Origin of the sequence: Ruegeria sediminis, from assembly GCF_005938215.1 — a bacterium.
Taxonomy (GTDB): Bacteria; Pseudomonadota; Alphaproteobacteria; order Rhodobacterales; family Rhodobacteraceae; genus Ruegeria; species Ruegeria sediminis.
In genome coordinates, this window is sequence record NZ_VCPD01000004.1 from 447,256 (window position 1) to 469,823 (window position 22,568).

Annotated in this window: 23 protein-coding genes and 1 riboswitch; of the genes, 9 read left to right on the forward strand and 14 right to left on the reverse strand. The window is 65.2% G+C overall.

The window, feature by feature from the left end; all coding sequences use genetic code 11:
* Positions 1–42: 42 nt before the first annotated feature.
* Together FGK63_RS13650 and FGK63_RS13655 are read left to right on the forward strand one after the other, a co-directional pair.
* Positions 43–984 carry a hypothetical protein gene (locus tag FGK63_RS13650; protein WP_246044030.1) on the forward strand — a complete coding sequence of 314 codons (942 nt, stop codon included), beginning with the start codon at positions 43–45 and terminating at the stop codon, positions 982–984.
* Positions 985–1,008: 24 nt separating this feature from the next.
* Positions 1,009–2,568, forward strand: a complete 1,560-nt coding sequence (locus FGK63_RS13655; RefSeq protein WP_138843134.1) for a substrate-binding domain-containing protein — start codon at positions 1,009–1,011, stop codon at positions 2,566–2,568.
* 11 nt (positions 2,569–2,579) lie between these two features.
* On the opposite strand, the gene radC is transcribed toward FGK63_RS13655, so the two are convergent.
* The 13 genes from radC to dnaK form a co-directional block, all read right to left on the reverse strand.
* A complete protein-coding gene (gene radC, locus FGK63_RS13660; protein WP_138843136.1) occupies positions 2,580–3,335 on the reverse strand; it encodes a RadC family protein in 756 nt (251 codons plus the stop codon).
* 35 nt (positions 3,336–3,370) lie between these two features.
* Positions 3,371–4,105 carry an ABC transporter permease gene (locus FGK63_RS13665; protein ID WP_138843138.1) on the reverse strand — a complete coding sequence of 245 codons (735 nt, stop codon included), beginning with the start codon at positions 4,103–4,105 and terminating at the stop codon, positions 3,371–3,373.
* Positions 4,102–4,830: an ABC transporter ATP-binding protein gene (locus FGK63_RS13670; RefSeq protein ID WP_138843140.1), complete on the reverse strand. Its 729-nt coding sequence runs from the start codon at positions 4,828–4,830 to the stop codon at positions 4,102–4,104. The genes FGK63_RS13665 and FGK63_RS13670 overlap by 4 nt, the downstream gene beginning before the upstream one ends.
* Entirely contained in the window at positions 4,827–5,549 is a 723-nt protein-coding gene (locus tag FGK63_RS13675) for a TenA family protein (protein WP_138843142.1), read from the reverse strand. Before FGK63_RS13675 ends, FGK63_RS13670 begins: the two co-directional genes overlap by 4 nt.
* A complete protein-coding gene (locus FGK63_RS13680; protein WP_138843143.1) occupies positions 5,546–6,481 on the reverse strand; it encodes an ABC transporter substrate-binding protein in 936 nt (311 codons plus the stop codon). Before FGK63_RS13680 ends, FGK63_RS13675 begins: the two co-directional genes overlap by 4 nt.
* Positions 6,482–6,498: 17 nt before the next feature.
* On the reverse strand, positions 6,499–7,464 hold the full coding sequence (locus FGK63_RS13685) for a HesA/MoeB/ThiF family protein (protein ID WP_138843145.1): 966 nt from the start codon (positions 7,462–7,464) through the stop codon (positions 6,499–6,501).
* Positions 7,461–8,057, reverse strand: a complete 597-nt coding sequence (locus tag FGK63_RS13690) for a thiamine phosphate synthase (RefSeq protein ID WP_138843148.1) — start codon at positions 8,055–8,057, stop codon at positions 7,461–7,463. Before FGK63_RS13690 ends, FGK63_RS13685 begins: the two co-directional genes overlap by 4 nt.
* The gene (locus FGK63_RS13695) at positions 8,054–8,824 is read right to left on the reverse strand and encodes a thiazole synthase (RefSeq protein ID WP_138843150.1); all 771 of its coding nucleotides are present in this window, start codon (positions 8,822–8,824) and stop codon (positions 8,054–8,056) included. The genes FGK63_RS13690 and FGK63_RS13695 overlap by 4 nt, the downstream gene beginning before the upstream one ends.
* Before the next feature lie 2 nt (positions 8,825–8,826).
* Positions 8,827–9,021, reverse strand: coding sequence for a sulfur carrier protein ThiS (gene thiS / locus FGK63_RS13700; protein WP_138843152.1), 195 nt, complete (start codon positions 9,019–9,021; stop codon positions 8,827–8,829).
* Complete coding sequence (locus FGK63_RS13705) at positions 9,005–9,982, reverse strand: FAD-dependent oxidoreductase (RefSeq protein ID WP_138843154.1); 978 nt, start codon at positions 9,980–9,982, stop codon at positions 9,005–9,007. Before FGK63_RS13705 ends, thiS begins: the two co-directional genes overlap by 17 nt.
* Positions 9,979–10,782 (reverse strand): bifunctional hydroxymethylpyrimidine kinase/phosphomethylpyrimidine kinase, encoded by an 804-nt coding sequence (gene thiD, locus FGK63_RS13710; RefSeq protein ID WP_138843156.1) that lies wholly within the window; start codon positions 10,780–10,782, stop codon positions 9,979–9,981. The genes FGK63_RS13705 and thiD overlap by 4 nt, the downstream gene beginning before the upstream one ends.
* A gap of 45 nt (positions 10,783–10,827) precedes the next feature.
* Positions 10,828–10,932: riboswitch (TPP riboswitch) on the reverse strand.
* 134 nt (positions 10,933–11,066) lie between these two features.
* Positions 11,067–12,224, reverse strand: coding sequence for a molecular chaperone DnaJ (gene dnaJ, locus FGK63_RS13715; RefSeq protein ID WP_138843158.1), 1,158 nt, complete (start codon positions 12,222–12,224; stop codon positions 11,067–11,069).
* A 74-nt stretch (positions 12,225–12,298) separates the two neighbouring features.
* Entirely contained in the window at positions 12,299–14,206 is a 1,908-nt protein-coding gene (gene dnaK, locus FGK63_RS13720; RefSeq protein ID WP_138843160.1) for a molecular chaperone DnaK, read from the reverse strand.
* Between the two features lie 213 nt (positions 14,207–14,419).
* Here dnaK and FGK63_RS13725 point away from each other — a divergent pair, with 213 nt between their 5' ends.
* On the forward strand, positions 14,420–15,022 hold the full coding sequence (locus tag FGK63_RS13725) for an alpha-ketoglutarate-dependent dioxygenase AlkB family protein (RefSeq protein ID WP_138843162.1): 603 nt from the start codon (positions 14,420–14,422) through the stop codon (positions 15,020–15,022).
* A gap of 11 nt (positions 15,023–15,033) precedes the next feature.
* Here FGK63_RS13725 and FGK63_RS13730 read toward each other — a convergent pair whose 3' ends face one another.
* Positions 15,034–15,855 carry an ABC transporter permease gene (locus FGK63_RS13730; RefSeq protein WP_171052651.1) on the reverse strand — a complete coding sequence of 274 codons (822 nt, stop codon included), beginning with the start codon at positions 15,853–15,855 and terminating at the stop codon, positions 15,034–15,036.
* Positions 15,856–15,976: 121 nt separating this feature from the next.
* Between FGK63_RS13730 and cysQ the strand changes: the two genes are divergently transcribed.
* The 6 genes from cysQ to FGK63_RS13760 all read left to right on the forward strand — a co-directional run bounded on the left by cysQ (position 15,977) and on the right by FGK63_RS13760 (position 22,566).
* Entirely contained in the window at positions 15,977–16,774 is a 798-nt protein-coding gene (cysQ, locus tag FGK63_RS13735; RefSeq protein ID WP_138843164.1) for a 3'(2'),5'-bisphosphate nucleotidase CysQ, read from the forward strand.
* Positions 16,774–17,574: a 3-deoxy-manno-octulosonate cytidylyltransferase family protein gene (locus tag FGK63_RS13740; RefSeq protein ID WP_138843166.1), complete on the forward strand. Its 801-nt coding sequence runs from the start codon at positions 16,774–16,776 to the stop codon at positions 17,572–17,574. The genes cysQ and FGK63_RS13740 overlap by 1 nt, the downstream gene beginning before the upstream one ends.
* A 71-nt stretch (positions 17,575–17,645) precedes the next feature.
* Positions 17,646–18,629: a UDP-glucose 4-epimerase GalE gene (gene galE, locus FGK63_RS13745; protein WP_138843168.1), complete on the forward strand. Its 984-nt coding sequence runs from the start codon at positions 17,646–17,648 to the stop codon at positions 18,627–18,629.
* 7 nt (positions 18,630–18,636) lie between these two features.
* Positions 18,637–19,680, forward strand: coding sequence for a glycosyltransferase family 2 protein (locus FGK63_RS13750; protein WP_246044031.1), 1,044 nt, complete (start codon positions 18,637–18,639; stop codon positions 19,678–19,680).
* Positions 19,681–19,882: 202 nt separating this feature from the next.
* Positions 19,883–20,869 carry a glycosyltransferase family 2 protein gene (locus tag FGK63_RS13755; RefSeq protein ID WP_138843170.1) on the forward strand — a complete coding sequence of 329 codons (987 nt, stop codon included), beginning with the start codon at positions 19,883–19,885 and terminating at the stop codon, positions 20,867–20,869.
* The gene (locus FGK63_RS13760; RefSeq protein WP_138843172.1) at positions 20,866–22,566 is read left to right on the forward strand and encodes a DUF5927 domain-containing protein; all 1,701 of its coding nucleotides are present in this window, start codon (positions 20,866–20,868) and stop codon (positions 22,564–22,566) included. Before FGK63_RS13755 ends, FGK63_RS13760 begins: the two co-directional genes overlap by 4 nt.
* Positions 22,567–22,568 lie beyond the last annotated feature (2 nt).

Sequence of the window (22,568 nt, forward strand, 5' to 3'; positions counted from 1 at the left end):
CGGATCGTCACAATTCCTCCTGCGACTGGGGTGGGTGTGATGATGAACTTTGGAAATATTCTGACGATAGGCGGCACGCTCGGCTGCGCATTGGGCATTGGCTATCTGATGCAGAACGGCGCCTCGGGTCCCGCATCCCTGGATTCCGCTTCGGTAGATGTGGCATCGGCGTCCCTGGAAGTCACGGACGTGGAAGTGACCGTTCTGACCGATCTGCGGGATATCACCCTGACGTCGTCATTGGCGCCGGAACCCGAACAGAAAGGCGCAATCGACGTCAGCAAGCGTATTCCCCCGCAACTGCCCGGTCCTGCCGACCGCGCCAATTGCCGGGTCTCCGCCACCGCAACCGCGGCGCCGATGGCCAGCGCCGATCTTTCGGTCAGCGCGCCATGCCACAAGAACCAGCGGGTGACGGTGCATCACAGCGGCCTGGCCTTCACCGAGACCACGGACCCGGAAGGCCGTCTCGACATCACGATCCCGGCTCTCACTGAAAGCGCGGTGTTCGTCGTGGCCCTTGACGACGGCAACGGCGCGGTCGCCGCGACCCGCGTTCAGGACCTTGGCGCCTATGACCGCATCGCGCTTCAATGGGCCGGGGATGCCGGGTTCCAGATCCACGCGCTCGAGTTCGGCGCCAGCTACGGCGAGGACGGCCATGTCTGGGCCGATGCGGGGGCCAGCGGCATGGGCCGGGTCACGCATCTGGGCCGGAACGATGTTCCGGCATCGCAGGTGGCCGAGGTCTATTCCTTTCCGTCGGACAAGGCCCGCAAGTCGGGCAGCGTGGCATTGACGCTCGAAGCGGAAGTGACGGCCAGCAACTGCGGCCGGGACATCAGCGCGCAATCGCTGGAACTGCGCGGGAACTCCGCCTTGCGGCTGCGCGATCTGACCCTGGCCATGCCGGATTGCGGCGAGACGGGCGAATTTCTGGTGTTGAATAATCTCGTCCAAGACCTGAAGATCGCCGCAAAATAGAACGCAGGCAATTTCGGGTTCCCCATGACTTGGCTCCGTGCGGCCGCTTGCGCCGCGCTCACTCTGTTCGTCTCGGCGTCATGGGCGCTCGCACAGGATACCACGCTGACGTCGCGCGACGGCAAGGTCGAGGTTTCCGGTTTTCTGCTGGGCTTTGACGGCGAGTTCTACCGAATCCGGACGCAATTCGGAGAATTGACCGTGGATGCCTCGGGCGTGAGCTGCGACGGGCCGGGCTGCCCCAGCCTCACCGACCACGTTGCCGAGATCAGGCTGTCCGGCTCCTCCACCATGGCCGAGGTGCTTTTGCCCGCCCTGATCGAAGCCTTCGCGCAGCAACGGGGAATGCATGTCCGGCGCGAGGCATTGACCGGCACCCGCACCGTTTTCAGCCTGCACCAGCCACGGCGCGCGCTGCCGCTGGCGCGGTTCACCATCCACGCCTCCGACACCGATCAAGGCTTTGCCGATCTGCTGTCGCATGATGCGGATGTGGTGATGGCCATGCGCGAGATCCGCACGCCCGAGCGGTCCGACGCCTTTGACGCCGGGATGGGCGATCTGGCCGAGGCCAACCGCAGCCGTGTCCTGGCGCTGGATGCCATCGTGCCCGTGGTCGCGCAGGAAAACCCGATCCAGGGCATTTCCGCCGCCGATCTCGCCCGCGTCTTTGCCGGCGAAATCGCCAACTGGTCCGAACTGCAGGGGCCGGACGCGCCGATCGCCTTGCATCTGCCCGCCGCCGGCGCCGGTCTGTCGCAGGCGGTCGAGGATCGCCTGCTGGAACCCGCCGGCAAGTCATTGGCCGCGACCGTGACCCGCCACGCGCGCAGCAGCCAGGTTGCCCGGGCGGTCGCGGCGGATCCCTTCGCCATCGGCCTCGCGAGCTTTGCCGAAACCGGGGTCGCGCGGGCGCTCGCCCTGACCGGCCCATGCGGCTTTGCGCTTTCGGCCTCTCGCTGGACGATCAAGACCGAGGATTATCCCCTGACCTCGCCCATGTTCCTGTATCTGCCGGCGCGCCGCCTGCCCAAGATCGCACGCGACTTTCTTGCTTTCACCCGAAGCGCCGAGGCTCAAAGCGTGATCCGGGGCGCCGGATTCGTGGATCAATCGCCCGAAACCATCCGTCTGGGCGTTCAGGGCGACCGGCTGGCCAACGCCATCGCCGCCGCCGGCGAAGAGGTCGATCTGACCGAAATGCAGCGGTTGGTGAACACGCTGGCGCCGATGGCGCGCCTCACCACCTCGTTCCGGTTCGAAACCGGCTCCTCCCGGCCGGATGCGCAGTCGCGCTCAAACATCCTGCAGCTTGCCGAGGCGCTGGAAACCGGAGTGTACGACGCCCGAAAGCTGTATTTCGTCGGCTTCAGCGACGGCGAGGGCCAGGCCGACGGCAACGCGCGAATTGCCCAGCGGCGGGCCGAGGCCGTGCGCGACGCGGTGCTGGCGGCGGTCGAGACCGCCCTGCCCGAAAGCGTCGAAATCGGTGTCGAAGCCTTTGGCGAGGCGCTTCCGATGGCCTGCGACGACAGCGACTGGGGCCGGCAGGTGAACCGCCGGGTCGAGGTCTGGGTCCGCTGACCGCCCATCCGTCACAGATACCCCGCCGACCGGAAACTGAGTTCGGCGGATTTCCCGATGATCAGGTGATCGTGCAGGGTCAAACCCAGCGCGGAACAGGCATCCTGTATGCGGTTGGTCATGTCGATGTCCGACTGCGACGGTGTCGGATCCCCCGAAGGGTGGTTGTGCACCAGGATCAGGGCCGAAGCGTTCAGTTCCAGCGCCCGCTTGGCCACCTCGCGCGGATAGACCGGCACGTGATCCACGGTGCCGCGCGCCTGCTCCTCATCCGCGATGAGAACGTTCTTGCGGTCCAGGAAAAAGACCCGGAACTGCTCGGTCTCGCGATGCGCCATGGTCGTGTGGCAATAGTCCAGCAGGGCGTCCCAGCTGGAGATCACCTGCCGCTGCATCACCCGCGCCCGCGCCATTCGGTGCGCGCAGGCCTCGAGGATCTTCAAATCGGTGACGACGGATTCGCCGACGCCCTTGATGGCCTGCAACCGGTCTGCCGGTGCCGTCAGAACCCGATTGAAGTCCCCGAATTCGTCCATCAGCCGCCGCGCCAGCGGTTTCACGTCCTGCCGGGGGATCGAGCGGAACAGGACAAGCTCCAGCAGCTCGTAATCCGGCATCGCCGACGCCCCGCCGGACATGAACCGCTCGCGCAGCCGTTTCCGGTGGTCCTGGATGTAGGACGGCAACCGTCCCGACGGCAGCGGCATGGCCGGCGCTTCGTCGGTGTCGAACAGCATCGGGGCTTCGGCAAAAGCATCCTGGGTCATGGCCGCAGCCTCGCCCCGAATCGGTTTCCGGACAGTTAACGCCGTTCACCCGCCATCCGCTTCGTCGCCAGCCTTACCGCGAGATGCAGCAGAACCGAGAACACGCCCAGCGTCAGCATGGCGGCGAACATCAGGTCGGTCTTGGCGCGGCCATTGGCCAGCAGCATCAGGTACCCCAATCCCTTCGATGCACCGACCCACTCGCCGATCACCGCGCCGATCGGCGCATAGACGGCGGCCAGGCGCAGGCCCGAGGCCAGCGACGGCAGCGCGGCCGGAACGCGGATGTGCCAGAGGATCGCCCGTTTCTTCGCCTGCATCGTCTGCGCCAGATCCAGAAAGCCCCGCGGCGTCCGCATCAGCCCGTCGAAGAAGGACGAAGTGACCGGGAAATAGATGATCAGCACCGCCATGGCGATCTTGGACCACAGCCCGTAGCCCAGCCACAGGGTCAGGATCGGCGCCAGCGCAAAGACCGGCAGCGCCTGCGTGAACACCAGCATCGGCTGCACCAGCACCCGCGCGACGCGCGAGGTCGCAAGCTGGATCGCCGTCACGAAACCCAGCATCGACCCCAGCGCAAGGCCGATCAGAACCTCGATCGCGGTGATCATCGTGTGCTCGGCGATCACCGCGCGGTTCTGCCACCAGGCTTCGGCCACCGGCACCGGGCCCGGCAGGATGAACCGCGGCAGGCCCGTCAGGGTGACCACCGCCTGCCACAGGGCAAGCGCAAAGGCGGTGGCGGCCAGGGCGGGAAGATATCTCATGCCGCTTCCTCGCGCAGCAGGCGCAAAAGCGCGCCCTGGGTCGCCAGTGTTTCAAGGTCGTCCACCCGGCGCGGCGGCTTCTGCGCCGGTGGCGCGCAGTCGGTCAGGCCCATCTGCGTCATCACCACGATGGAATGGCCGAGGCGCGCCGCCTCGCCCGGATCGTGGGTAACCAGAAGCACCGTGCGGCCTGCCAGCAGTTCCACCGCCAGATCCTGCATGTCGGCCCGCGTGCGCGCGTCGAGCGCCGAGAACGGCTCGTCCAGCAGGATGATGGGCTTGTCTTCCATCAGGGTCCGCGCCAGGGCCACGCGTTGCCGCTGTCCGCCCGACAGTTCGTCGGGCTTCTTGTCCGCGTGATCGGCAAGGCGGACCCGTTCCAGCAGCCCGGACAGGCGGGCCTCGTCTGGCCGTTCGCCCCGCAGCCGCGCGCCCAGCGCGACGTTCTGCGTGACCGTCGCCCAGGGCAGCAGCAGATCGTCCTGCGCCATGTAGCCCACGCGCGGGATCACCTCCGCCCCGTCCGTCGCTGCGATCCGGCCGTCGAACTCGGCGCCGGTCGCCAAGCCCGCGATCAGGCGCAGCACCGTGGACTTGCCGACGCCGGAACCACCCAGCAGGCAGGTCCATTTTCCCGCCGCCATGGACAGGGTCAACGGCGCGAAAAGCAGGTCGCCATCGATGGTGGCCCGCCCTTCGAGCGTTATGCCGGGGGCCGGTGTCACGGGGTCAGGCCCATCTGCCAGAAATTCACCTCAAGCTCCGTGGCGGTCCGGAACGTCCGGCAGAGACGCTCCCATCGTGGTGACGCCACGAAATCCGCCCCAAGCCGCCGTGTCAGAGCCGAATCCAGCAGGCCGCCCACGGCCCGGCATGCGGCCTGATACTCCTCGCCGGCATAGGTGTTGATCCAGCCGCGATAGGTGTCGGACCCCGATTCCGCCCCCAGCCTCACGCCGATCTCGCCATAGCCCAGAACGCAGGGCGCAAGCGCGGCCAGCAGATCCAACAGATCGCCGCTATAGCCCGCCTCCAGCACGAAGCGGGTATAGGCCAGGTTCTCGGCCCGTTCGGGCGTCGCGAACAGGTCCTCCTGCGAGATACCCGCCGCTTCGCAGATGCCGACATGAAGCTGCATTTCTTCGGCCACCAGCGCGTTGACCGTACCGACCGCCGTCAGCATCTCGGCATGGGTCTCCGATTTCACCACGGCCAGGGCCCAGGCGCGCGAGAAATGGATCAGGAACACGTAGTCCTGGCGCAGATAGTGCAGGAACGTTTCGCGCGGCAACGTGCCGTCCTTCAGCCCCTCGACGAAGGCGTGGCGGGTATAGCGCCGCCACGCGTCGCCCGCGGCGTCGCGCATCAGGGCGAAGCCGCGGCCATAACCCGCCGCCGGGCTGAACGGCCGATCGAAGGCGCCGACATGATCAACCGTGTTCATTGCGCCGTCACGTCGATTGCGATGGCATCGACAGGGTTGATGCTGTCGATCAGGCCGCTGTCCTTGAGAAAGGCCTCGAACCGGGCATAGCGCCCCGCGTCGAATGCGGCGGGACGCAGCGCAAAACGCGGCAGGGTATCGACCCAGGCGCGGGCGTTCAGTTCGTCCTGCAATTCGGTCGATGTGGCCGCGAAGATCTCCCAGCTTTGGTCCGGGTTGTTGATGATGTACTGGGTCGCCTTCTCGGTGGCAGCAAGGAAACGCGCCACCTTGTCGACATCCATGGTGTCGGGGTTGGCGACGTAGATCAGCTCGTCATAGGACGGCACGCCCTCTTCCTCGATGTAGAAGCAGCGGCCGGGGACGCCCTCGATGTCCATCTGGTTCAGTTCGAAATTGCGGAATGCGCCGATCACCGCATCCACCTGTCCCGACATCAGCGCGGGCGAGAGCGAGAAGTTGACGTTGATCATCTCGATATCGTCGAGGGTGATGCCGTGCTGGCCCAGCATGGCGGTCAGGATCGCCTCTTCGACGCCGGCAACCGAAAAGCCGATCTTCTTGCCCTTGAGATCCGCCAGCGACTTGATCGGGCCGTCCTCGAGCACCAGCAGACAGTTCAGCGGCGTGGCGACCAGCGTGCCCACGCGTTTCAGCGGCAGGCCCTCGTGGATCTGCAGGTGCAGCTGCGGCTGGTAGGACACCGCCAGATCGGCCTGACCGGCAGCCACCAATCGCGGCGGGGCCGAGGGATCGGCGGGCGGCACGATCTCGACCTCAAGCCCCTGTTCGGCGAAATAGCCGTTCTCCTGCGCCACGATGATCGGGCCGTGGTCGGGGTTGATGAACCAGTCCAGCAGGACGGTCATCTTGTCCTGGGCCATGGCCGGCGCGGCGGCCAGCATGGCGATGGCGGCGATGATGTTTCTCATGGTGCGCGTTTCCCTTGTCATGAGGTTGCGGCGGCGACGAGAACGATCTCGCCGGGCCATTCGGTTTGAATGCGTTCGGCCGTGCGCCAGGCGCGCAGGCCGGTGGCGCAGCACAGCGCCAGCCGGGTGGTCGGATCCGGCAGGTGATTTGCCAGTTGCTCGGGCGCGATGCGCCGGGCGCCGGGGTGGACCGCCTCGGGCGCTTCGGCCTCGTCCCGCAATTCGACGATCAGATCACGCTCCGACAGCTGCGTCGGCGCGGCAAAGCGGAATGCCGTTTCCGGCTCCGTGGCCGCGTCGAACCGGAAGCCCGTGGTGCGCAGGGTGCGGCCGTCGAACCGCACCAACTGGCCCAGCGGCGACGGCGTCAGCCCCAGCAGCACGGCCAGCGCCATCTGCGCCTGCGTCGCGCCGATGATGCCCACGACCGGGCCGAGCACTCCGGCGCTGGCGCAACTGGCGCCGCTGTCGGGCGCGTCCGGAAAAACCGCGCGCAGCGACGGGGCCGGACCGCAGAACCCGCCGACATATCCCGACAGGCCCAGCACCGACGCGCTGACAAGCGGCTTGCCCAGCACCAGGCAGGTATCGCTGAGAACATAGCTTGCCGCGTAGCTGTCGGCACAGTCCAGGACCAGATCCGCGCCGGTCACCAGATCGGGCGCATTCGCCGGTGTCAGAGCCTGATATCGCGCCTCGACACGGATGTCGCCGTTGATCCTTCGGCACCGATCGGCGGCCACATGCGCCTTGAGCTGACCGCAATCCTCTTCGGTGAACAGGGTTTGGCGATGCAGGTTGCTGACGTCTACCGTGTCGCCATCGACGATCGTCAGATGCCCCACCCCTGCGCCCGCCAGCAAGGGCAGAACCGGTGCCGCCAAACCGCCCGCGCCGACGATTAGCACCCGGGCGGCGGCAAGGCGGTCCTGCCCGCCTGCTCCGACCTCCGGCAGAATCATCTGGCGGGAATACCGGCTCATCGCGTGACCTCGATCCACTCGCGGACCCGCGCCTCTGGGTCCGGGTTCAGCGTGATGTCGGTGACGACCGACACGATATCCGCCCCCGCCTCCAGCACGCCGGGCGCGCGCTCGACGCTCATGCCGCCGATGCCCACCAATGGTAATTCGCCCACGCGCCGCTTCCACTCGGTGACGCGCGGCAGGCCCTGCTGATGCCATTTCATCTTTTTCAGAATGGTCGGATAGACCGGTCCAAGGGCCACGTAATCGGGCGCGATGCACAAGACCCGCTCAAGCTCATCGTCGTCATGGGTGGATACGCCCAGTTTCAGGCCCGCCTTGCGGATCGCCTTCAGATCGGCCTCGTCCAGATCCTCCTGTCCCAGGTGGACCCAGTCGCAACCGGCGTCGATCGCAGACTGCCAGTGGTCGTTGACCACCAGCACCGCGCCATGCCGGCGGCAAAGGTCGCGCGAGGCGGCGATCTGTTCATCGACTGCCTTCTGCGACTGATCCTTGATGCGCAACTGAACCAGCCGGACCCCCAGCGGCAGCATCCGCCGCAGCCAGTCGGAATGGTCGAAGATGGGATAGAACCGGTCCAGCGTCATGACAGGAACGCCTTTCCGATGACGGGGGTCGAAGGCGTGGCCATGTCGCGCGGCTCGATCGGGTCGGCCCGATGCGCCAGTTGCCCGGCCTCGACCGCCAGCGCCATCGCCCGGGCCATCGCCACCGGATCGCCCGCGCGGGCCACCGCCGTGTTCAGAAGCACGGCGTCATAGCCCAGCTCCATCGCATGGGCCGCATGGCTGGGCAGGCCGATCCCGGCATCGACCACCAGCGGCACGTCGGGAAACTCGGCCCGCATCGCGCGCAGGGCGTATTCGTTGCTCAGGCCGCGCCCTGACCCGATCGGCGCGCCCCAGGGCATCAGCACCTCGCAGCCCGCCGCCAGCAGCCGTTCGCCCACCACCAGATCCTCAGTCGTGTAGGGAAAGACCTGAAACCCCTCGCCGGTCAGGATGCGCGCGGCCTCGACCAGTTGGAACACGTCCGGTTGCAGGCTGTCGGTATGGCCGATCACTTCCAACTTGATCCACGGCGTGCCGAACACCTCGCGCGCCATGTGGGCGGTCGTCACCGCCTCCTTGACCGTGTGGCAGCCGGCCGTGTTCGGAAGGACCTGAACGCCCAGATCCCGGATCATCGCCCAAAAAGTCTGCCCGGCGCCGCCGGCCCCCTCGCGGCGCAGCGAAACGGTGGCGACCCCGGCGCCGCTTTCGCGAAACGTACGCTCCAGGATCGCCGGGCTGGGATATTGCGCGGTGCCCAGCATCAGCGGGTTCGGCAATTCGGTTCCATAGAAACGCTTCATCCTCACCCCCCCTGCATCGGCGCCAGCACCTCGACGCGGTCGCCGTCCTTCAGCCTGTGGCCGTTCCGCAGCGGTGCCGGCACGAATTCCTCGTTCACCGCGGTGGCGACCCGGCCCGGGAATTCGCATTCCGCAAGCAGGTCCGACAGGGTTTCGGCGCGAATTTCCGTGGTTTCCCCGTTAAGCACGATCTTCATCGACCATCTCCGAATGTCTGTTCTCCAGCGCCAGATCGGCCACCCCCTGCGCCAGCGCGGGCGCCAGTAGGTAGCCGTGGCGGTATAGCCCGTTGGCATGGATCACCCGCCCAAGCCGCCGGATCCGCGGCAGATTGTCCGGGAAGGCCGGGCGCAGATCGACGCCGATCTCCAGCACCTCGGCCTCGCCGAAGGCGGGGTTCAACGCGTATGCGGCGCTGAGCAGTTCCAGCATCGACCGGGCGGTGATGCGGCCACTGTCCTCGCTTTCGATCATCGTGGCGCCCAGCATGTAGATACCCTTGCCGCGCGGCACGATGTAAAGCGGGATGCGCGGATGCAACAGGCGCACCGGCCGCGTAAGGGTCACGTCCGGACAGCGGATCACCAGCATCTCGCCCTTCACCCCGCGCAGATCGTGGAGCAGGTCGCGGGCATGCAAACCCCGGCAGTCGATGGCGCTCGCAAGCCCCGAAGGCGCGAATTTGCGGTGGAACGCAACGCCCTTGTCCATCAGGCCGCGATAGAGATCCTGCATGGCCTTGCGGGGATCGAGATGCGCTTCGTCCGCAAAGAAAAGTCCCGTACCGAATTTCTGAAAATCAGGCTCTAACTCTTTGATTTCGGCCTGTCCGACCTCAGAGAACCCTTCGGTCCGGCGCGCGAAGCGGCGCAGGTCGGGCAGGTCGCGGGTGCCGGCAACCACCAGCGTTCCGCGCCGCGTGACCTCGGTTCTGTCCGCCCACCAATCGATCGCCTGTCGGCCCAAACGCAACACCGGTTCCTCGGCGTTTTCGTACTCGCACCAGGGCGCCAGCATGCCTCCGGCCCACCACGAACAGCCATGCGGCCCCGGCGGGCCGCCGGGGTCGAACACCTGCACCCTGGCGCCACGGGCGACCAGTTCGGTCGCCACCGCCAGACCGGCCACGCCGGCGCCTATGACGGAAAACAGCGTCACGCGGCCCAGACCCGGTAGAAGTGATGCACCGGCCCGTGCCCCTGCCCGACTTTCAGCCGGTCGGCCTCTGAAATCGCGCCTTGCAGATAGCCATGCGCCTCGGCAACCGCGTCCTGCAGCGCCAACCCTCGGGCCAGACCCGCCGCGATGGCCGAGGACAGGGTGCAGCCGGTGCCGTGCGTGTTGCGGGTATTCCGGCGCGGAGCCTGGAACTCAGCGATGATCCGGTCCCCGCCGATCAGCAGATCGCGGCAGATGTCGCCCTTTCCATGCCCGCCTTTCATCAGAACCACGCCCGCGCCCAGGCTGCACAACGCATGGCCCTGCGCCGCCATCTCGTCGGGCGTGTCCGCGACCATTCGGTCCAGCAGACAGGCCGCCTCGGGCAGGTTCGGGGTCAGCACCGTCGCGCGCGGCAACAGGAGGTCGCGCAGGGTCTGCACCGCATCCCGTGCCAGCAGGGCATCACCCGACTTCGCGATCATCACAGGGTCCAGCACCACCGGGCCGTCAAACCCGGCGATGCCATCCGCCACCGTCCGGATGATCTCGGGCGTCGCCAGCATCCCGATCTTGATCGCGCCCACGTCGAGATCGGTCAGCACCGCGTCGATCTGCGCCGCGATCACGTCCAACGGGATCCCATGCACCGCCGTGACTGCCCGCGTGTTCTGCGCGGTGACGGCGGTTATCACGCTGGCCCCGAACACACCCAGCGCCGACATCGCCTTGAGGTCGGCCTGTATTCCGGCGCCTCCTCCGCTGTCGGATCCCGCGATGGTCAGAGCGATCTGCGTCATGTCGTTGCTCCATTCGAGATGGGCAACGCGGCTGGGAAAACGTCTTGTCGATTTGAGACCGTTCCCTCCGCCGGAATTGCCCGGATCAGGTTCGATGGGTTGACGCAGCCGCGCCTCTCAGCCCCAAACGGAGCACCCCAACGGTAAGCGCGACAATCTCAGGAGACGCGTCCGGAATCAAGCGCCAATCTAAGGGGTTTTACGGTCGGACATGGCAAATCCGTGCGGGCAAACGAAAAAAGCCGGCCCGATCGGACCGGCTTTGCTTGCGAAATCTCGCGTGATCAGCCCTTCATCCCGTCCCAGAAGGATTTCACCGACGAAAAGAAGCTCTTGGATTCCGGGTTGTTGTCGTCACCCAGTTCCTCGAACTCGCGCAGCAGTTCCTTCTGGCGGCTGGTCAGGTTCACCGGAGTTTCCACCGCAAGTTCGATGAACATGTCGCCGATGCCACCGCCGCGCAGGGCGGGCATGCCCTTGCCGCGCAGGCGCATCTGGCGACCGGACTGACTGCCTGCCGGAATCTGAACCCGGCCTCGGCCGCCGTCGATGGTCGGAACCTCGATCGCACCGCCCAGCGCCGCCTTGGTCATGCTGACCGGCACCCGGCAATACAGGTTCACCCCGTCGCGCTCGAACAGCTTGTGCTGCGTCACCTCGACGAAGATGTACAGATCGCCCGGCGGACCGCCGCGCATGCCGGCCTCGCCCTCGCCGGCCAGGCGAATGCGGGTGCCGGTCTCCACGCCGGCCGGGATGTTGACCGACAGGGCGCGGTCCTTGTGAACCCGGCCCGCCCCCTGGCACGACTTGCAGGGGTTCTTGATGATCTGGCCCATGCCCGAGCAGGTCGGGCAGGTGCGCTCGACGGTGAAGAACCCTTGCTGCGCCCGGACCTTGCCCATGCCCGAGCAGGTCGGACAGGTGGCCGGTTCGACCCCGCTCTCGGCGCCGGTGCCGTCGCAGGCGGAACAGGCCACGGCCGTCGGCACGTTGATCGTCTTCTGCATGCCGGAATAGGCTTCTTCCAGCGTCACGCGCAGGTTGTAGCGCAGGTCGGATCCCCGCGCCGCGCGCCGGCCGCCGCCGCCGCCAGCCTGGCGCCCGCCCATGAAATCGCCGAAGAGATCGTCGAAGACGTCCGAAAAGGCACTGGAAAAATCGCCCGAGCCAAAGCCCGCGCCGCCGCCCGGCCGGCCACCGCCGCCCATGCCGCCTTCGAACGCGGCATGGCCGAACCGGTCATAGGCCGCCTTCTTGTCGGCGTCCTTGAGGACGTCGTAGGCCTCGTTCGCCTCCTTGAACTGCGATTCGGCGTCCGGATTGTCCTTGTTGCGGTCCGGGTGCAGCTCCTTGGCCTTCTTGCGGTAGGCTTTCTTGATTTCGTCCGCAGAAGCGCCCTTGGTCACGCCGAGCACATCGTAATAGTCACGTTTGGACATCAGTCATTCCTTCTGCCTCAACGAAGGCGGGCCGGCCCGGCAACCGGACCGGCCCGCCTTGGCCCGGTTACCCGTCAGCTGCGCTTGTCATCGTCCAGGTCTTCGAACTCGGCGTCGACGATGTCGTCATCGCCGGGGCCGGCATCCGCAGCAGCCGGTTCGTCCTCGGCTTCCTCGGCCTGCGCCTTGTAGATGGCTTCGCCCAGCTTCATGGCGGCTTCGGTCACGTTCTGGATGCCCGACTTGATCTTGGCCGCATTGTCCGATTCCAGCTCGTCCTTCAGGGCGGCGATCGCCAGCTCGATGGCTTCGATGGTGGTCGGGTCGACCTTGTCGGAATGCTCTTCCATCGATTTCTCGGTCGAATGGATGAGGCTTTCGGCCTGGTTCTTGGCCTCGACCAGCTCCTTGCGCTTCTTGTCCGCCTCGGCGTTCTCCTCGGCGTCCTTGACCATCTTTTCGATGTCCTCGTCGGAAAGGCCGCCCGAAGCCTGGATGGTGATCTTCTGTTCCTTGCCGGTGCCCTTGTCCTTGGCCGACACGGAAACGATGCCGTTGGCGTCGATGTCGAAGGTCACCTCGATCTGCGGCATGCCGCGCGGCGCGGGCGGGATGTTTTCGAGGTTGAACTGGCCCAGGATCTTGTTGTCCGCGGCCATTTCGCGCTCACCCTGGAACACGCGGATGGTCACGGCGTTCTGGTTGTCCTCGGCGGTCGAGAAGACCTGGGACTTCTTGGTCGGGATGGTGGTGTTGCGGTCGATCAGGCGGGTGAACACGCCGCCCAGGGTTTCGATGCCCAGGCTCAGCGGCGTCACGTCCAGCAGCACCACGTCCTTGACGTCGCCCTGCAGTACTCCGGCCTGGATGGCGGCGCCCATGGCGACGACCTCGTCCGGGTTCACGCCCTTGTGCGGCTCCTTGCCGAAGAACTTGGTCACCTCTTCGATGACCTTCGGCATCCGGGTCATGCCGCCGACCAGAACCACCTCGTCCACGTCCGAAGCCGAGATGCCGGCATCCTTCAGCGCCGACTGGCAGGGCTTGAGCGATTTCTTGATCAGGTCGCCCACCAGCGATTCCAGCTTGGCGCGGGTCAGCTTCATGACCATGTGCAGCGGCTGACCGTTCGACCCCATCGAGATGAACGGCTGGTTGATCTCGGTCTGCGTGGTCGAGCTGAGCTCGATCTTGGCCTTCTCGGCGGCTTCCTTCAGACGCTGAAGCGCCATCTTGTCCTTGCTGAGATCGACGCCGTTTTCCTTCTGGAACTCTTCCGCCAGGTAGTTGACGATCCGCATGTCGAAGTCTTCGCCACCCAGGAAGGTGTCGCCGTTGGTGGATTTCACCTCGAACAGGCCATCGTCGATTTCCAGGATGGTCACGTCGAAGGTACCGCCGCCAAGGTCATAGACCGCGATGGTCTGGCTGTCTTTCTTGTCCAGGCCGTAGGCCAGCGCGGCGGCAGTCGGTTCGTTGATGATCCGCAGCACTTCCAGGCCGGCGATCTTGCCGGCATCCTTGGTGGCCTGACGCTGCGCGTCATTGAAATAGGCCGGAACGGTGATCACCGCCTGCTTGACTTCCTCACCCAGGTAGGATTCGGCGGTTTCCTTCATCTTGCCTAGGGTGAAGGCCGAAATCTGGCTGGGAGAGTACTTTTCGCCGCGGGCCTCGACCCAGGCGTCGCCGTTGCCGCCATCGACGATGGCGTAGGGCACCATTTTCTTGTCCTTCTCAACCTCGGCATCGTCGACCCGGCGGCCGATCAGGCGTTTCACGCCAAAGATGGTGTTGTCGGGGTTGGTGACCGCTTGGCGTTTCGCCGGCTGACCGACCAGTCGCTCGTTCTCGGTGAAGGCGACGATCGAGGGCGTGGTCCGCGCCCCTTCGGAGTTTTCGATGACCTTGGGCTGCGAGCCGTCCATGATGGCCACGCACGAGTTCGTGGTCCCGAGGTCAATACCGATTACTTTTCCCATTTTTTCGATCCCTTTCTCTTCAAGGCGATGTCCCGAGGCCTGAACCCGTTATGGCATCCCGGCCCCGATCTATATGGCACGATGGCACTACACCATCGCGCGTCCCGGCGTATATAAGGACCAGATTGGGGGCCTGCAAGCATCGTGAAATGACGGTTTTCGGGAATCTGCGGCCTTTTTCGCAAGGTTTTGACAAGGAACGGGGCTTGACCGATGACACGGCTGCTGTTGCGCGGTTTCGACATCCGCAAGGGATATCTGGATTCGCCCGCCCAAACGCGGTTGATCGCGGCCCTGCGCCCGGTCCTCAAGGCGGCGCCGCTGTTCCGCCCGACGACGGCCTCGGGCAAGGAGATGTCCGTGCGCATGACCTCGGCCGGGGCGCTGGGTTGGGTGTCGGACAAGGGCGGGTACAGGTATGAACCGGCGCATCCCAAAGGCATTGCCTGGCCGGCCATTCCGGATGACGTTTTGGCGATCTGGCGCGATGTCGCGGCGGCGGACCGGCTGCCAGACTGCTGCCTGATCAACTATTACGGCGAGGGCAGCCGCATGGGCCTGCACCAGGACAGGGACGAGGCCGATTTCTCCTGGCCGGTCGTCTCGATCTCGCTGGGCGACGACGCGCTGTTCCGCATCGGCAATCCGACCCGCGGCGGCAAGACCGAGTCGGTCTGGCTGAATTCGGGCGACGTCGTGATCATGGGCGGTCCGGCGCGCCTGACCTATCACGGCATCGACCGGATCAGGTTCGGCTCGTCGCGGCTGCTGCCAAAGGGCGGTCGGCTGAACCTCACGCTGCGGGTCGCCACCTGAAGGACAGCGCGTCAGCGGCGGGCGAACCAGCTTTGCGACACCTGGCGGCGGGTGTAGAATTCGGCCATCAGGCCGATCATCAGCAGTACGATCCCGACCCAGACCGCGTATTCCCAGCTGGTCACGCGCGGAAAGTAGTTCCGGAACACGAAGCCCCGGCACTGGTCGATGATATGGAACAGAGGGTTCCAGTCGAACATGACCAGCATGAATGGCGGCAGCGCGTTGGCCACGAACATCTTGCCCGAAAAGACCATGTTCATCCGCCGGTACACGGTGTTGAGAATGGTTGCGAATGTCGGAAACCACGGCTTGATCGCCAGGAACACCAGCCCGACGCCGCCGCCTGTGAACCAGGCGAGAAACATCATCGCCGACGCGCCGGCGGGATCCTCGATCACGACCGGCGTGACGGCCACGTGATAGAGAAACAGGATGATCATGATCGACATCACCTGCGTGTAGAGCGTGCTCAGTCCCGCCGCCAGCAGCGTGACCATCATGTTCATCGGTGAATGCAACATCATCGGATTGTTGCCGGTTCCGACCCCCGCTATGGCCGAAACGGTTTTGATGTGGCACTGGAACAGGAAAACGCCGGACAGCAGGAACAGAAAGAAATCGCCCCTCAGCTTGGCGACGCGCGCGCCCATGAGGGACAACATCAGGTAGAAGGCCGCAACCATCACCAGAACCTGCAGGATGTTCATGAGCAGCGAAACGACCGCATTGCTGTGCTTGGACCGGATGCTGCGGACGACGGCGTGAAACACCAGTTCCGCCATCTTGAAGGCGCCGCCCAGAAGGGTGCTATGTCGTCTGTAGTGGAACACGTTCCGGGCTTTCCTGCATCGCTGCTCGGTTTCTGACACGGAAATCTTGCCGTTCCGTTTCCGGCAAAGCATAAGTCCGTCGACCTTGCAGATCAACAAATCACACGATCGGAGCAATTTTGTGACCTACGAAGACCTCATCCCCGTCATCCGAAGACTGGCGCTCGAAGCGGGCGACAGCATCATGGAAATCTACAACGCCGACGATTTCGGGGTGAAGGTCAAGTCGGACGCAAGCCCGGTCACCGAGGCGGACGAGGCGGCGGATGCGCTGATCTCGGCCGGTTTGCGCAAGGCTTTCCCCGACATTCTCCTGATCACCGAGGAACAGGCGGCCTCGCACGCGAAATCGGGCGACACCTTCCTGATCGTCGATCCGCTGGACGGCACCAAGGAGTTCATCAACCGGCGCGGCGATTTCACCGTCAACATCGCCCTGGTGGAAAACGGCACACCGACCCGCGGCGTCGTCTATGCGCCCGCCAAGGGGCGGATGTTCTATACGCAGCCCGATGGCCGGTCGGTCGAGGAAACCGGTGCGCTGGACAAGGCAACCGCGGGCGACGTGACGCCGATGTCAGTCTCTGAACCGGACAATTCCGCGCTGATGGTGGTGGCGTCGAAGTCCCACCGGGATCAGGCGACCGACGATTACATCGGCAAGTACCGCGTGCAGGACAGCAAGAGCGCCGGGTCCTCGTTGAAATTCTGCCTCGTCGCGACCGGCGAGGCCGACCTATACCCGCGCCTCGGCCGCACGATGGAATGGGACACCGCCGCGGGCCACGCCGTGCTTGCCGGGGCGGGCGGCCAGGTGATCCGGTTCGACGATCATGCGCCGCTGACCTACGGCAAGGCCGGCTATGCCAACCCCTTCTTCATCGCCTACGCCCCGGGCGTCGAGCTGAAGGGGGCGTGATGTCGGTCCTGATCGCAATACCCGCCCGCTACGCCTCGACCCGCTATCCCGGCAAGCCGCTGGTGCCGCTGGTGGGGGCCAACGGCGCCTCCATGACGCTGATCGAACGGTCGTGGCGCGCGGCCATGGCCGTTTCCGGCGTCGACCGGGTCGTCGTGGCCACCGACGACGACCGGATCCGCGCGGTGGCCGAAGGCTTCGGCGCCGAGGTGGTGATGACCTCGGTCGACTGCGCCAACGGCACCGAACGCTGCGCCGAGGCGCATGAGGCGCTGGGCGGCGGCTACGAGATCGTGGTGAACCTGCAGGGCGACGCGCCGCTGACCCCAGCCTGGTTCGTCGAGGATCTGGTCACCGGCCTGCGCGCCGCGCCCGCGGCGGGCGTCGCCACTCCGGTCTTGCGCTGCGACGGCGGCGCGCTGAACAGCCTGCTGAACGACCGCAAGCATGGCCGCGTCGGTGGAACAACGGCAGTCTTCGGCGCCGATCACGGCGCGCTCTACTTCTCGAAGGAAGTGATCCCCTACACGTCGAAACTCTACGCCGATGCCGAGGAAACGCCGGTGTTCCATCATGTCGGCGTCTATGCCTACCGCCCGGACGCGCTTGCCGCCTATCCCGGCTGGCCCACCGGCCCGCTGGAAACGCTGGAAGGGCTCGAACAGCTGCGCTTCATGGAAAACGGCCGCAAGGTGCTCTGCGTCGAGGTCGAAGCCAGGGGCCGCCAGTTCTGGGAGTTGAACAACCCGCAGGACGTGCCCAAGATCGAAGAGATGATGGCCGCCATGGGTTTGGATTGAGCCAACTTGTCCCGTTCCAAAACCTGACGGGCATCTGCTAGCAACGCCAAAACGAACGCACGGAAACCCAAATGACCAATATCCTTGTGACCGGCGGCGCCGGCTACATCGGATCACATGCCTGCAAGGCCCTCGCGGCGGCGGGATATACCCCGGTGACCTATGACAACCTTGTCACCGGCTGGCAGGATGCGGTGAAATTCGGCCCCTTCGAACGGGGCGACCTGTTGGACCGCGACCGGCTGGACGAGGTCTTCGCCAAGCATCAACCCGCAGCGGTCATGCATTTCGCGGCCCTCAGCCAGGTTGGCGAGGCGATGTCGCAGCCCGGCCGGTACTGGGCCAACAACGTCACCGGATCGCTGAACCTGATCGAAGCGGCCACGGCGGCGGGCTGCCTGAATTTCGTCTTTTCCTCGACCTGCGCCACCTATGGCGACCACGACAACGTGGTGCTGGACGAGAACACGCCGCAGCATCCGTTGAACGCCTATGGCGCATCGAAGCGCGCGATCGAGGACATCCTGCGCGATTTCGAGGCCGCTCACGGGCTGAAACACGTGATCTTCCGGTACTTCAACGTCGCCGGCGCCGACCCCGAGGGCGAGGTCGGCGAGTTCCATCGCCCCGAAACCCATCTGGTGCCGCTGATGCTGGACGCGATCGACGGCAAGCGGGACGCCCTGACCGTGTTCGGCACCGATTACGACACGCCGGACGGCACCTGCATCCGCGACTACGTGCATGTCTGCGACCTGGTGGACGCGCATGTCCTCGGCCTGAAATGGCTGGAGCACGACAAGGGCAGCCGGGTGTTCAACCTCGGCACCGGGTCGGGCTTTTCGGTGATGGAGGTCATCGAACGTTCGAAATCCGTGACCAACCGCGAAGTGCCCTACAACATCGGCCCGCGCCGCGCCGGCGACTGCACCAAGCTGGTGTCGGGATCGACCCGCGCCGAGGCGGAACTGGGGTGGAAACCGGGACGCTCAACCCTGCAGACCATGATCTCGGACGCATGGCGCTGGCACCAGAACGGGCACTATGACAGGTAGGCGCTGAGTGGTTTCCGTTTCCTCCGAACAGGCACGTCATCCCGGTCTGATCGACGCCTACAGGTTGCGGTGGAAACGGCGGCGGCTGTTGTGGCGTTCGTTCCGCAGCCGCCATCACCTGACGGCGCTGGCCGACCGTACCGGGCGGATCGGACCGGGCGACATCCTCGCCGTCACGACCCTGCGGAACGAAATCACCCGCCTGCCCTGGTTCCTGCACCACTATCGCCGCCTGGGCGTCGACCATTTCCTCGTGGTGGACAATGGCAGCGACGACGGCTCGGCCGATTTGTTGGCCAGGCAACCGGACGTGTCGCTCTGGCAGACCGCGCACAGCTATCGCGAGGCGCGGTTCGGGCTGGACTGGATGACCTGGTTGCAGATGCGCCACGGGCACCGGCACTGGACCCTGATGGTCGATGCGGACGAGTTGCTGATCTACGCGCATCACGAGACGCGCTCGCTGCGCGACCTGACCGGATGGCTTGACCGGACGGGGCGCGATGTCTTCGGCGCTCATCTGCTCGACCTCTACCCCGAAGGGCCGCTTGGCGCGCAGACCCATGACCCGGGCACGGATCCGACGCAGGTGGTCAATTGGTTCGATGCCGGTCCCTGCCGGGCGCAGCGGCAGCGACCGATGGGCAATCTCTGGGTCCAGGGCGGCGTTCGCGAACGCGCCTTTTTCGCCGACCGGCCGCATCGGTCGCCCACGCTGAACAAGATCCCGCTGATCCGCTGGTCGCGCCGCTTCGCCTATGTCAACTCGTCCCATTCGGCCCTGCCGCGGCGTCTGAACTTCGGCTATGACGGGCCGGGCGGCGCGGCGCCGTCCGGCGTTCTGCTGCACACCAAGTTCCTGCCCGAAGTCGTCGGGAAATCGGAAATCGAGAAATCGCGCAGCCAGCATTTCCACGACCCGGATCAGTTCGGCGGCTACTATGACGGCATCATCGGCCGGCCCACGCTCTGGACCCCGGACTCGGTACGCTACACCGGATGGCGGCAGCTCGAGCAGCTGGGCCTGATGAATTCCGGCGGCTGGACATAGACTGCGACCGCAGCCGAAGCGGTACCGGTATGTCACGGCCGCCGATGAAATCGGGAATGCGTTGTTAACCGTTGCCTCGCAGACTGCAAAAATGAGATAAAACGGGTATCGCCCGGCACCACTCAGGCACGGAACAGAACCGGGGATGCGCAGGTTTCGCAGAGGATTGAGCAGTCGCGTGAGCCTTTTGGACTCATATCGGATGAGACTGCGGCGCAAACGCCGCATCTTGCGCTGCCTGCGGAAAGCCCGCGAGCTGACCGTGGTCAGCGACAACACGGGCTCGATCCAGCCGGATGACATCCTGCTGACCAGCACCGTGCGCAATGAAAAGATCAGGCTGCCCTATTTCCTGAAATATTACCGCGACCTCGGGGTGAACCACTTTCTTTTCATCGACAACGACAGCGATGACGGAACGCTCGAATATCTGGCGGCGCAGCCGGGCGTCTCGGTCTGGAGAACCGGCCACAGCTACAAGAAGGCGACCTACGGCGTCGACTGGACCAATTACCTGCTGCGCCGCCATGCCCATGGCCACTGGGTGCTGACCGTCGATCCGGACGAGTTCTTCGTCTACCCCTTCTGCGACACGCGGCCGGTCAGGGCGCTGACCGATTGGCTCGACAGCACCGGCGTCCGCAGTTTCGGCGCGATGCTGGTCGATGTCTATCCCAAGGGTCCGATCGACGAAGAACGCTATCGCGAAGGCCAGAACCCGCTGGAGATCGCGAGTTGGTTCGACACAGGCAACTACACGATCACCCGGAACCCGGCCTACGGGAATCTCTGGATTCAGGGCGGCCCGCGATGCCGCATGTTCTTCCAGGACAACCCCCGAAAGGCGCCGGCGCTGAACAAGATACCGCTGGTGCGCTGGAACCGCCGCTTTGCCTATGTCAGTTCCACGCATGCCCTGCTGCCGCGCGGGCTGAACCAGGTCTACGACGATTCCGGCGGCGAGAAGTCGAGCGGCGTTCTGTTGCACGCGAAACTGATCGACACGCTTGGCGCCAAGGCCGAAGAAGAGCTGACCCGGACCCAGCACTATGCGTCCTCGACGGAATACAGGGCCTACGCGCAACACCTGCAGGACCGACCCTCGTTCTGGTGCAAATGGTCCGAGAAATACATCAACTGGCGGCAGCTCGAAATCCTGGGGCTCATGTCGAAAGGGAACTGGGCATGAGCACGCTGGGTATCGTCATGCTGGTTCACACGGCGCTGGACCGCGCCGAGCAAGTTGCGCGGCACTGGACCGCGTCGGGCTGCCCGGTGGTGATCCACGTGGACCGAAAGGTGCCCGGCGGCGTGTACGAGACCTTCGTCAGATCCTGTTCCAGCGACCCGAAGATCCTGTTCTCGAAACGCCACTCCTGCGACTGGGGCGGGTGGGGCATCGTCGCGGCGTCGCAATCCGCAGCGCGAATGATGCTCGATCGCTTTCCGGATGTCCGCCACGTCTACCTGGCCTCGGGCGCCTGCCTGCCGCTGCGGCCGGTCCAGGAACTGATCGACTATCTCGCCGCCCGGCCCCGCACCGACTTCATCGAAAGCGCCACGACCGAAGATGTCAGTTGGACCGTCGGCGGCCTGGACATCGAACGCTTCACGCTGCGGTTCCCGTTTTCGTGGCGCAAGCAGCGCAAGCTTTTTGACGCCTATGTCAAGTTCCAGCGCCGGATCGGTTACAAGCGGAAGATCCCCGAGGGGCTGGTCCCGCACATGGGCAGCCAGTGGTGGTGCCTGACCCGGCAGACCCTGTCGGCCGTTCTCGAAGATCCCAAACGCCGGACCTACGACCGCTATTTCCGCCGCGTCTGGATCCCCGACGAAAGCTATTTCCAGACCCTGTCCCGGCTCTATTCCACCGATATCGAAAGCCGTTCGCTGACGCTGTCCAAGTTCGATTTCCAGGGCAAGCCGCATATTTTCTATGACGACCACCTGCAATTGCTGCGCCGGTCGGACTGTTTCGTGGCGCGCAAGATCTGGCCGCAGGCCGACCGCCTTTACCAGGCGTTTCTGACCGATCAGGCAACCGCGATGAAACCGGCCGAGCCAAATCCGGCAAGGATCGACCGCGTCTTCGCCAAGGCGGTCGAGCGCCGGACCCGCGGGCGCGACGGTCTCTACATGCAAAGCCGCTTTCCAGGCCACGGGCGCGAGAACAAGCTGACCTCGGGGCCCTATTCGGTCTTCCAGGGTTTCTCCGAGCTGTTCGAGGATTTTGAGGCCTGGCTGGCCGGATCCACCGGGCTTCGGGTTCACGGCCATCTCTTCGCGCCGGATCGGGCCGAGTTCGCCGATGGCGAGACGATGATCAACGGCGGCCTCACCGATCATGCCGGTCTGCGCGATTACAACCCGACCGCCTTCCTGTCGAACCTGATCTGGAACACCAGGGGGGAACGCCAGTGCTTCCAATACGGTCCCGCCGACAACCAGGACATCAACTGGTTCCTGGCCCGCGACATCAACGCGCAGATCTCGGTCGTCACCGGGGCCTGGGCCGTGCCGCTGTTCAGATCCAACCGCAATTTCTCCGAGATCCGGAAAGAGGCCGCCCGCCTTCAGCGCATAGAAACCGAACAGCTGGACATCCTGCGGTCGGTCTGGACCAAGGCCCGCGTCCGCATCTGGACGATGGCGGAGTTCATCGAAGCGCCGATGGAGCCGATACAGACGGTCATCGACGAGATCATGCCCGCCGGCCCCCGCCACATCGCCGAAGCGCCCAGGCTGGTGGATATCGCCGGGTTCGGGAAATTCCTGCAGAACCTGAAGAACCAGGGGATGCACCCCTATCTGATGGGCGACTTCCCGGTTGAAGAGCCGGGCGAGCAGACGCCGAAACCGATCCGGAAACCCTATCTGGTGCAATGATC

What these genes read in the sequence shown, in the direction of transcription:
- FGK63_RS13755 (WP_138843170.1), top strand. Translation starts at nt 19,883, where the DNA reads ATGAGACTGCGGCGCAAACGCCGCATCTTGCGCTGCCTGCGGAAAGCC.
- FGK63_RS13665 (WP_138843138.1), bottom strand. Translation starts at nt 4,105, where the DNA reads ATGAGATATCTTCCCGCCCTGGCCGCCACCGCCTTTGCGCTTGCCCTG.
- thiD (WP_138843156.1), bottom strand. Translation starts at nt 10,782, where the DNA reads ATGACGCAGATCGCTCTGACCATCGCGGGATCCGACAGCGGAGGAGGC.
- FGK63_RS13655 (WP_138843134.1), top strand. Translation starts at nt 1,009, where the DNA reads ATGACTTGGCTCCGTGCGGCCGCTTGCGCCGCGCTCACTCTGTTCGTC.
- FGK63_RS13760 (WP_138843172.1), top strand. Translation starts at nt 20,866, where the DNA reads ATGAGCACGCTGGGTATCGTCATGCTGGTTCACACGGCGCTGGACCGC.
- FGK63_RS13685 (WP_138843145.1), bottom strand. Translation starts at nt 7,464, where the DNA reads ATGAGCCGGTATTCCCGCCAGATGATTCTGCCGGAGGTCGGAGCAGGC.
- FGK63_RS13695 (WP_138843150.1), bottom strand. Translation starts at nt 8,824, where the DNA reads ATGAAGCGTTTCTATGGAACCGAATTGCCGAACCCGCTGATGCTGGGC.
- thiS (WP_138843152.1), bottom strand. Translation starts at nt 9,021, where the DNA reads ATGAAGATCGTGCTTAACGGGGAAACCACGGAAATTCGCGCCGAAACC.
- FGK63_RS13675 (WP_138843142.1), bottom strand. Translation starts at nt 5,549, where the DNA reads ATGAACACGGTTGATCATGTCGGCGCCTTCGATCGGCCGTTCAGCCCG.
- dnaJ (WP_138843158.1), bottom strand. Translation starts at nt 12,224, where the DNA reads ATGTCCAAACGTGACTATTACGATGTGCTCGGCGTGACCAAGGGCGCT.
- FGK63_RS13650 (WP_246044030.1), top strand. Translation starts at nt 43, where the DNA reads ATGAACTTTGGAAATATTCTGACGATAGGCGGCACGCTCGGCTGCGCA.
- FGK63_RS13680 (WP_138843143.1), bottom strand. Translation starts at nt 6,481, where the DNA reads ATGAGAAACATCATCGCCGCCATCGCCATGCTGGCCGCCGCGCCGGCC.
- dnaK (WP_138843160.1), bottom strand. Translation starts at nt 14,206, where the DNA reads ATGGGAAAAGTAATCGGTATTGACCTCGGGACCACGAACTCGTGCGTG.
- galE (WP_138843168.1), top strand. Translation starts at nt 17,646, where the DNA reads ATGACCAATATCCTTGTGACCGGCGGCGCCGGCTACATCGGATCACAT.
- radC (WP_138843136.1), bottom strand. Translation starts at nt 3,335, where the DNA reads ATGACCCAGGATGCTTTTGCCGAAGCCCCGATGCTGTTCGACACCGAC.
- FGK63_RS13725 (WP_138843162.1), top strand. Translation starts at nt 14,420, where the DNA reads ATGACACGGCTGCTGTTGCGCGGTTTCGACATCCGCAAGGGATATCTG.
- FGK63_RS13690 (WP_138843148.1), bottom strand. Translation starts at nt 8,057, where the DNA reads ATGACGCTGGACCGGTTCTATCCCATCTTCGACCATTCCGACTGGCTG.
- FGK63_RS13740 (WP_138843166.1), top strand. Translation starts at nt 16,774, where the DNA reads ATGTCGGTCCTGATCGCAATACCCGCCCGCTACGCCTCGACCCGCTAT.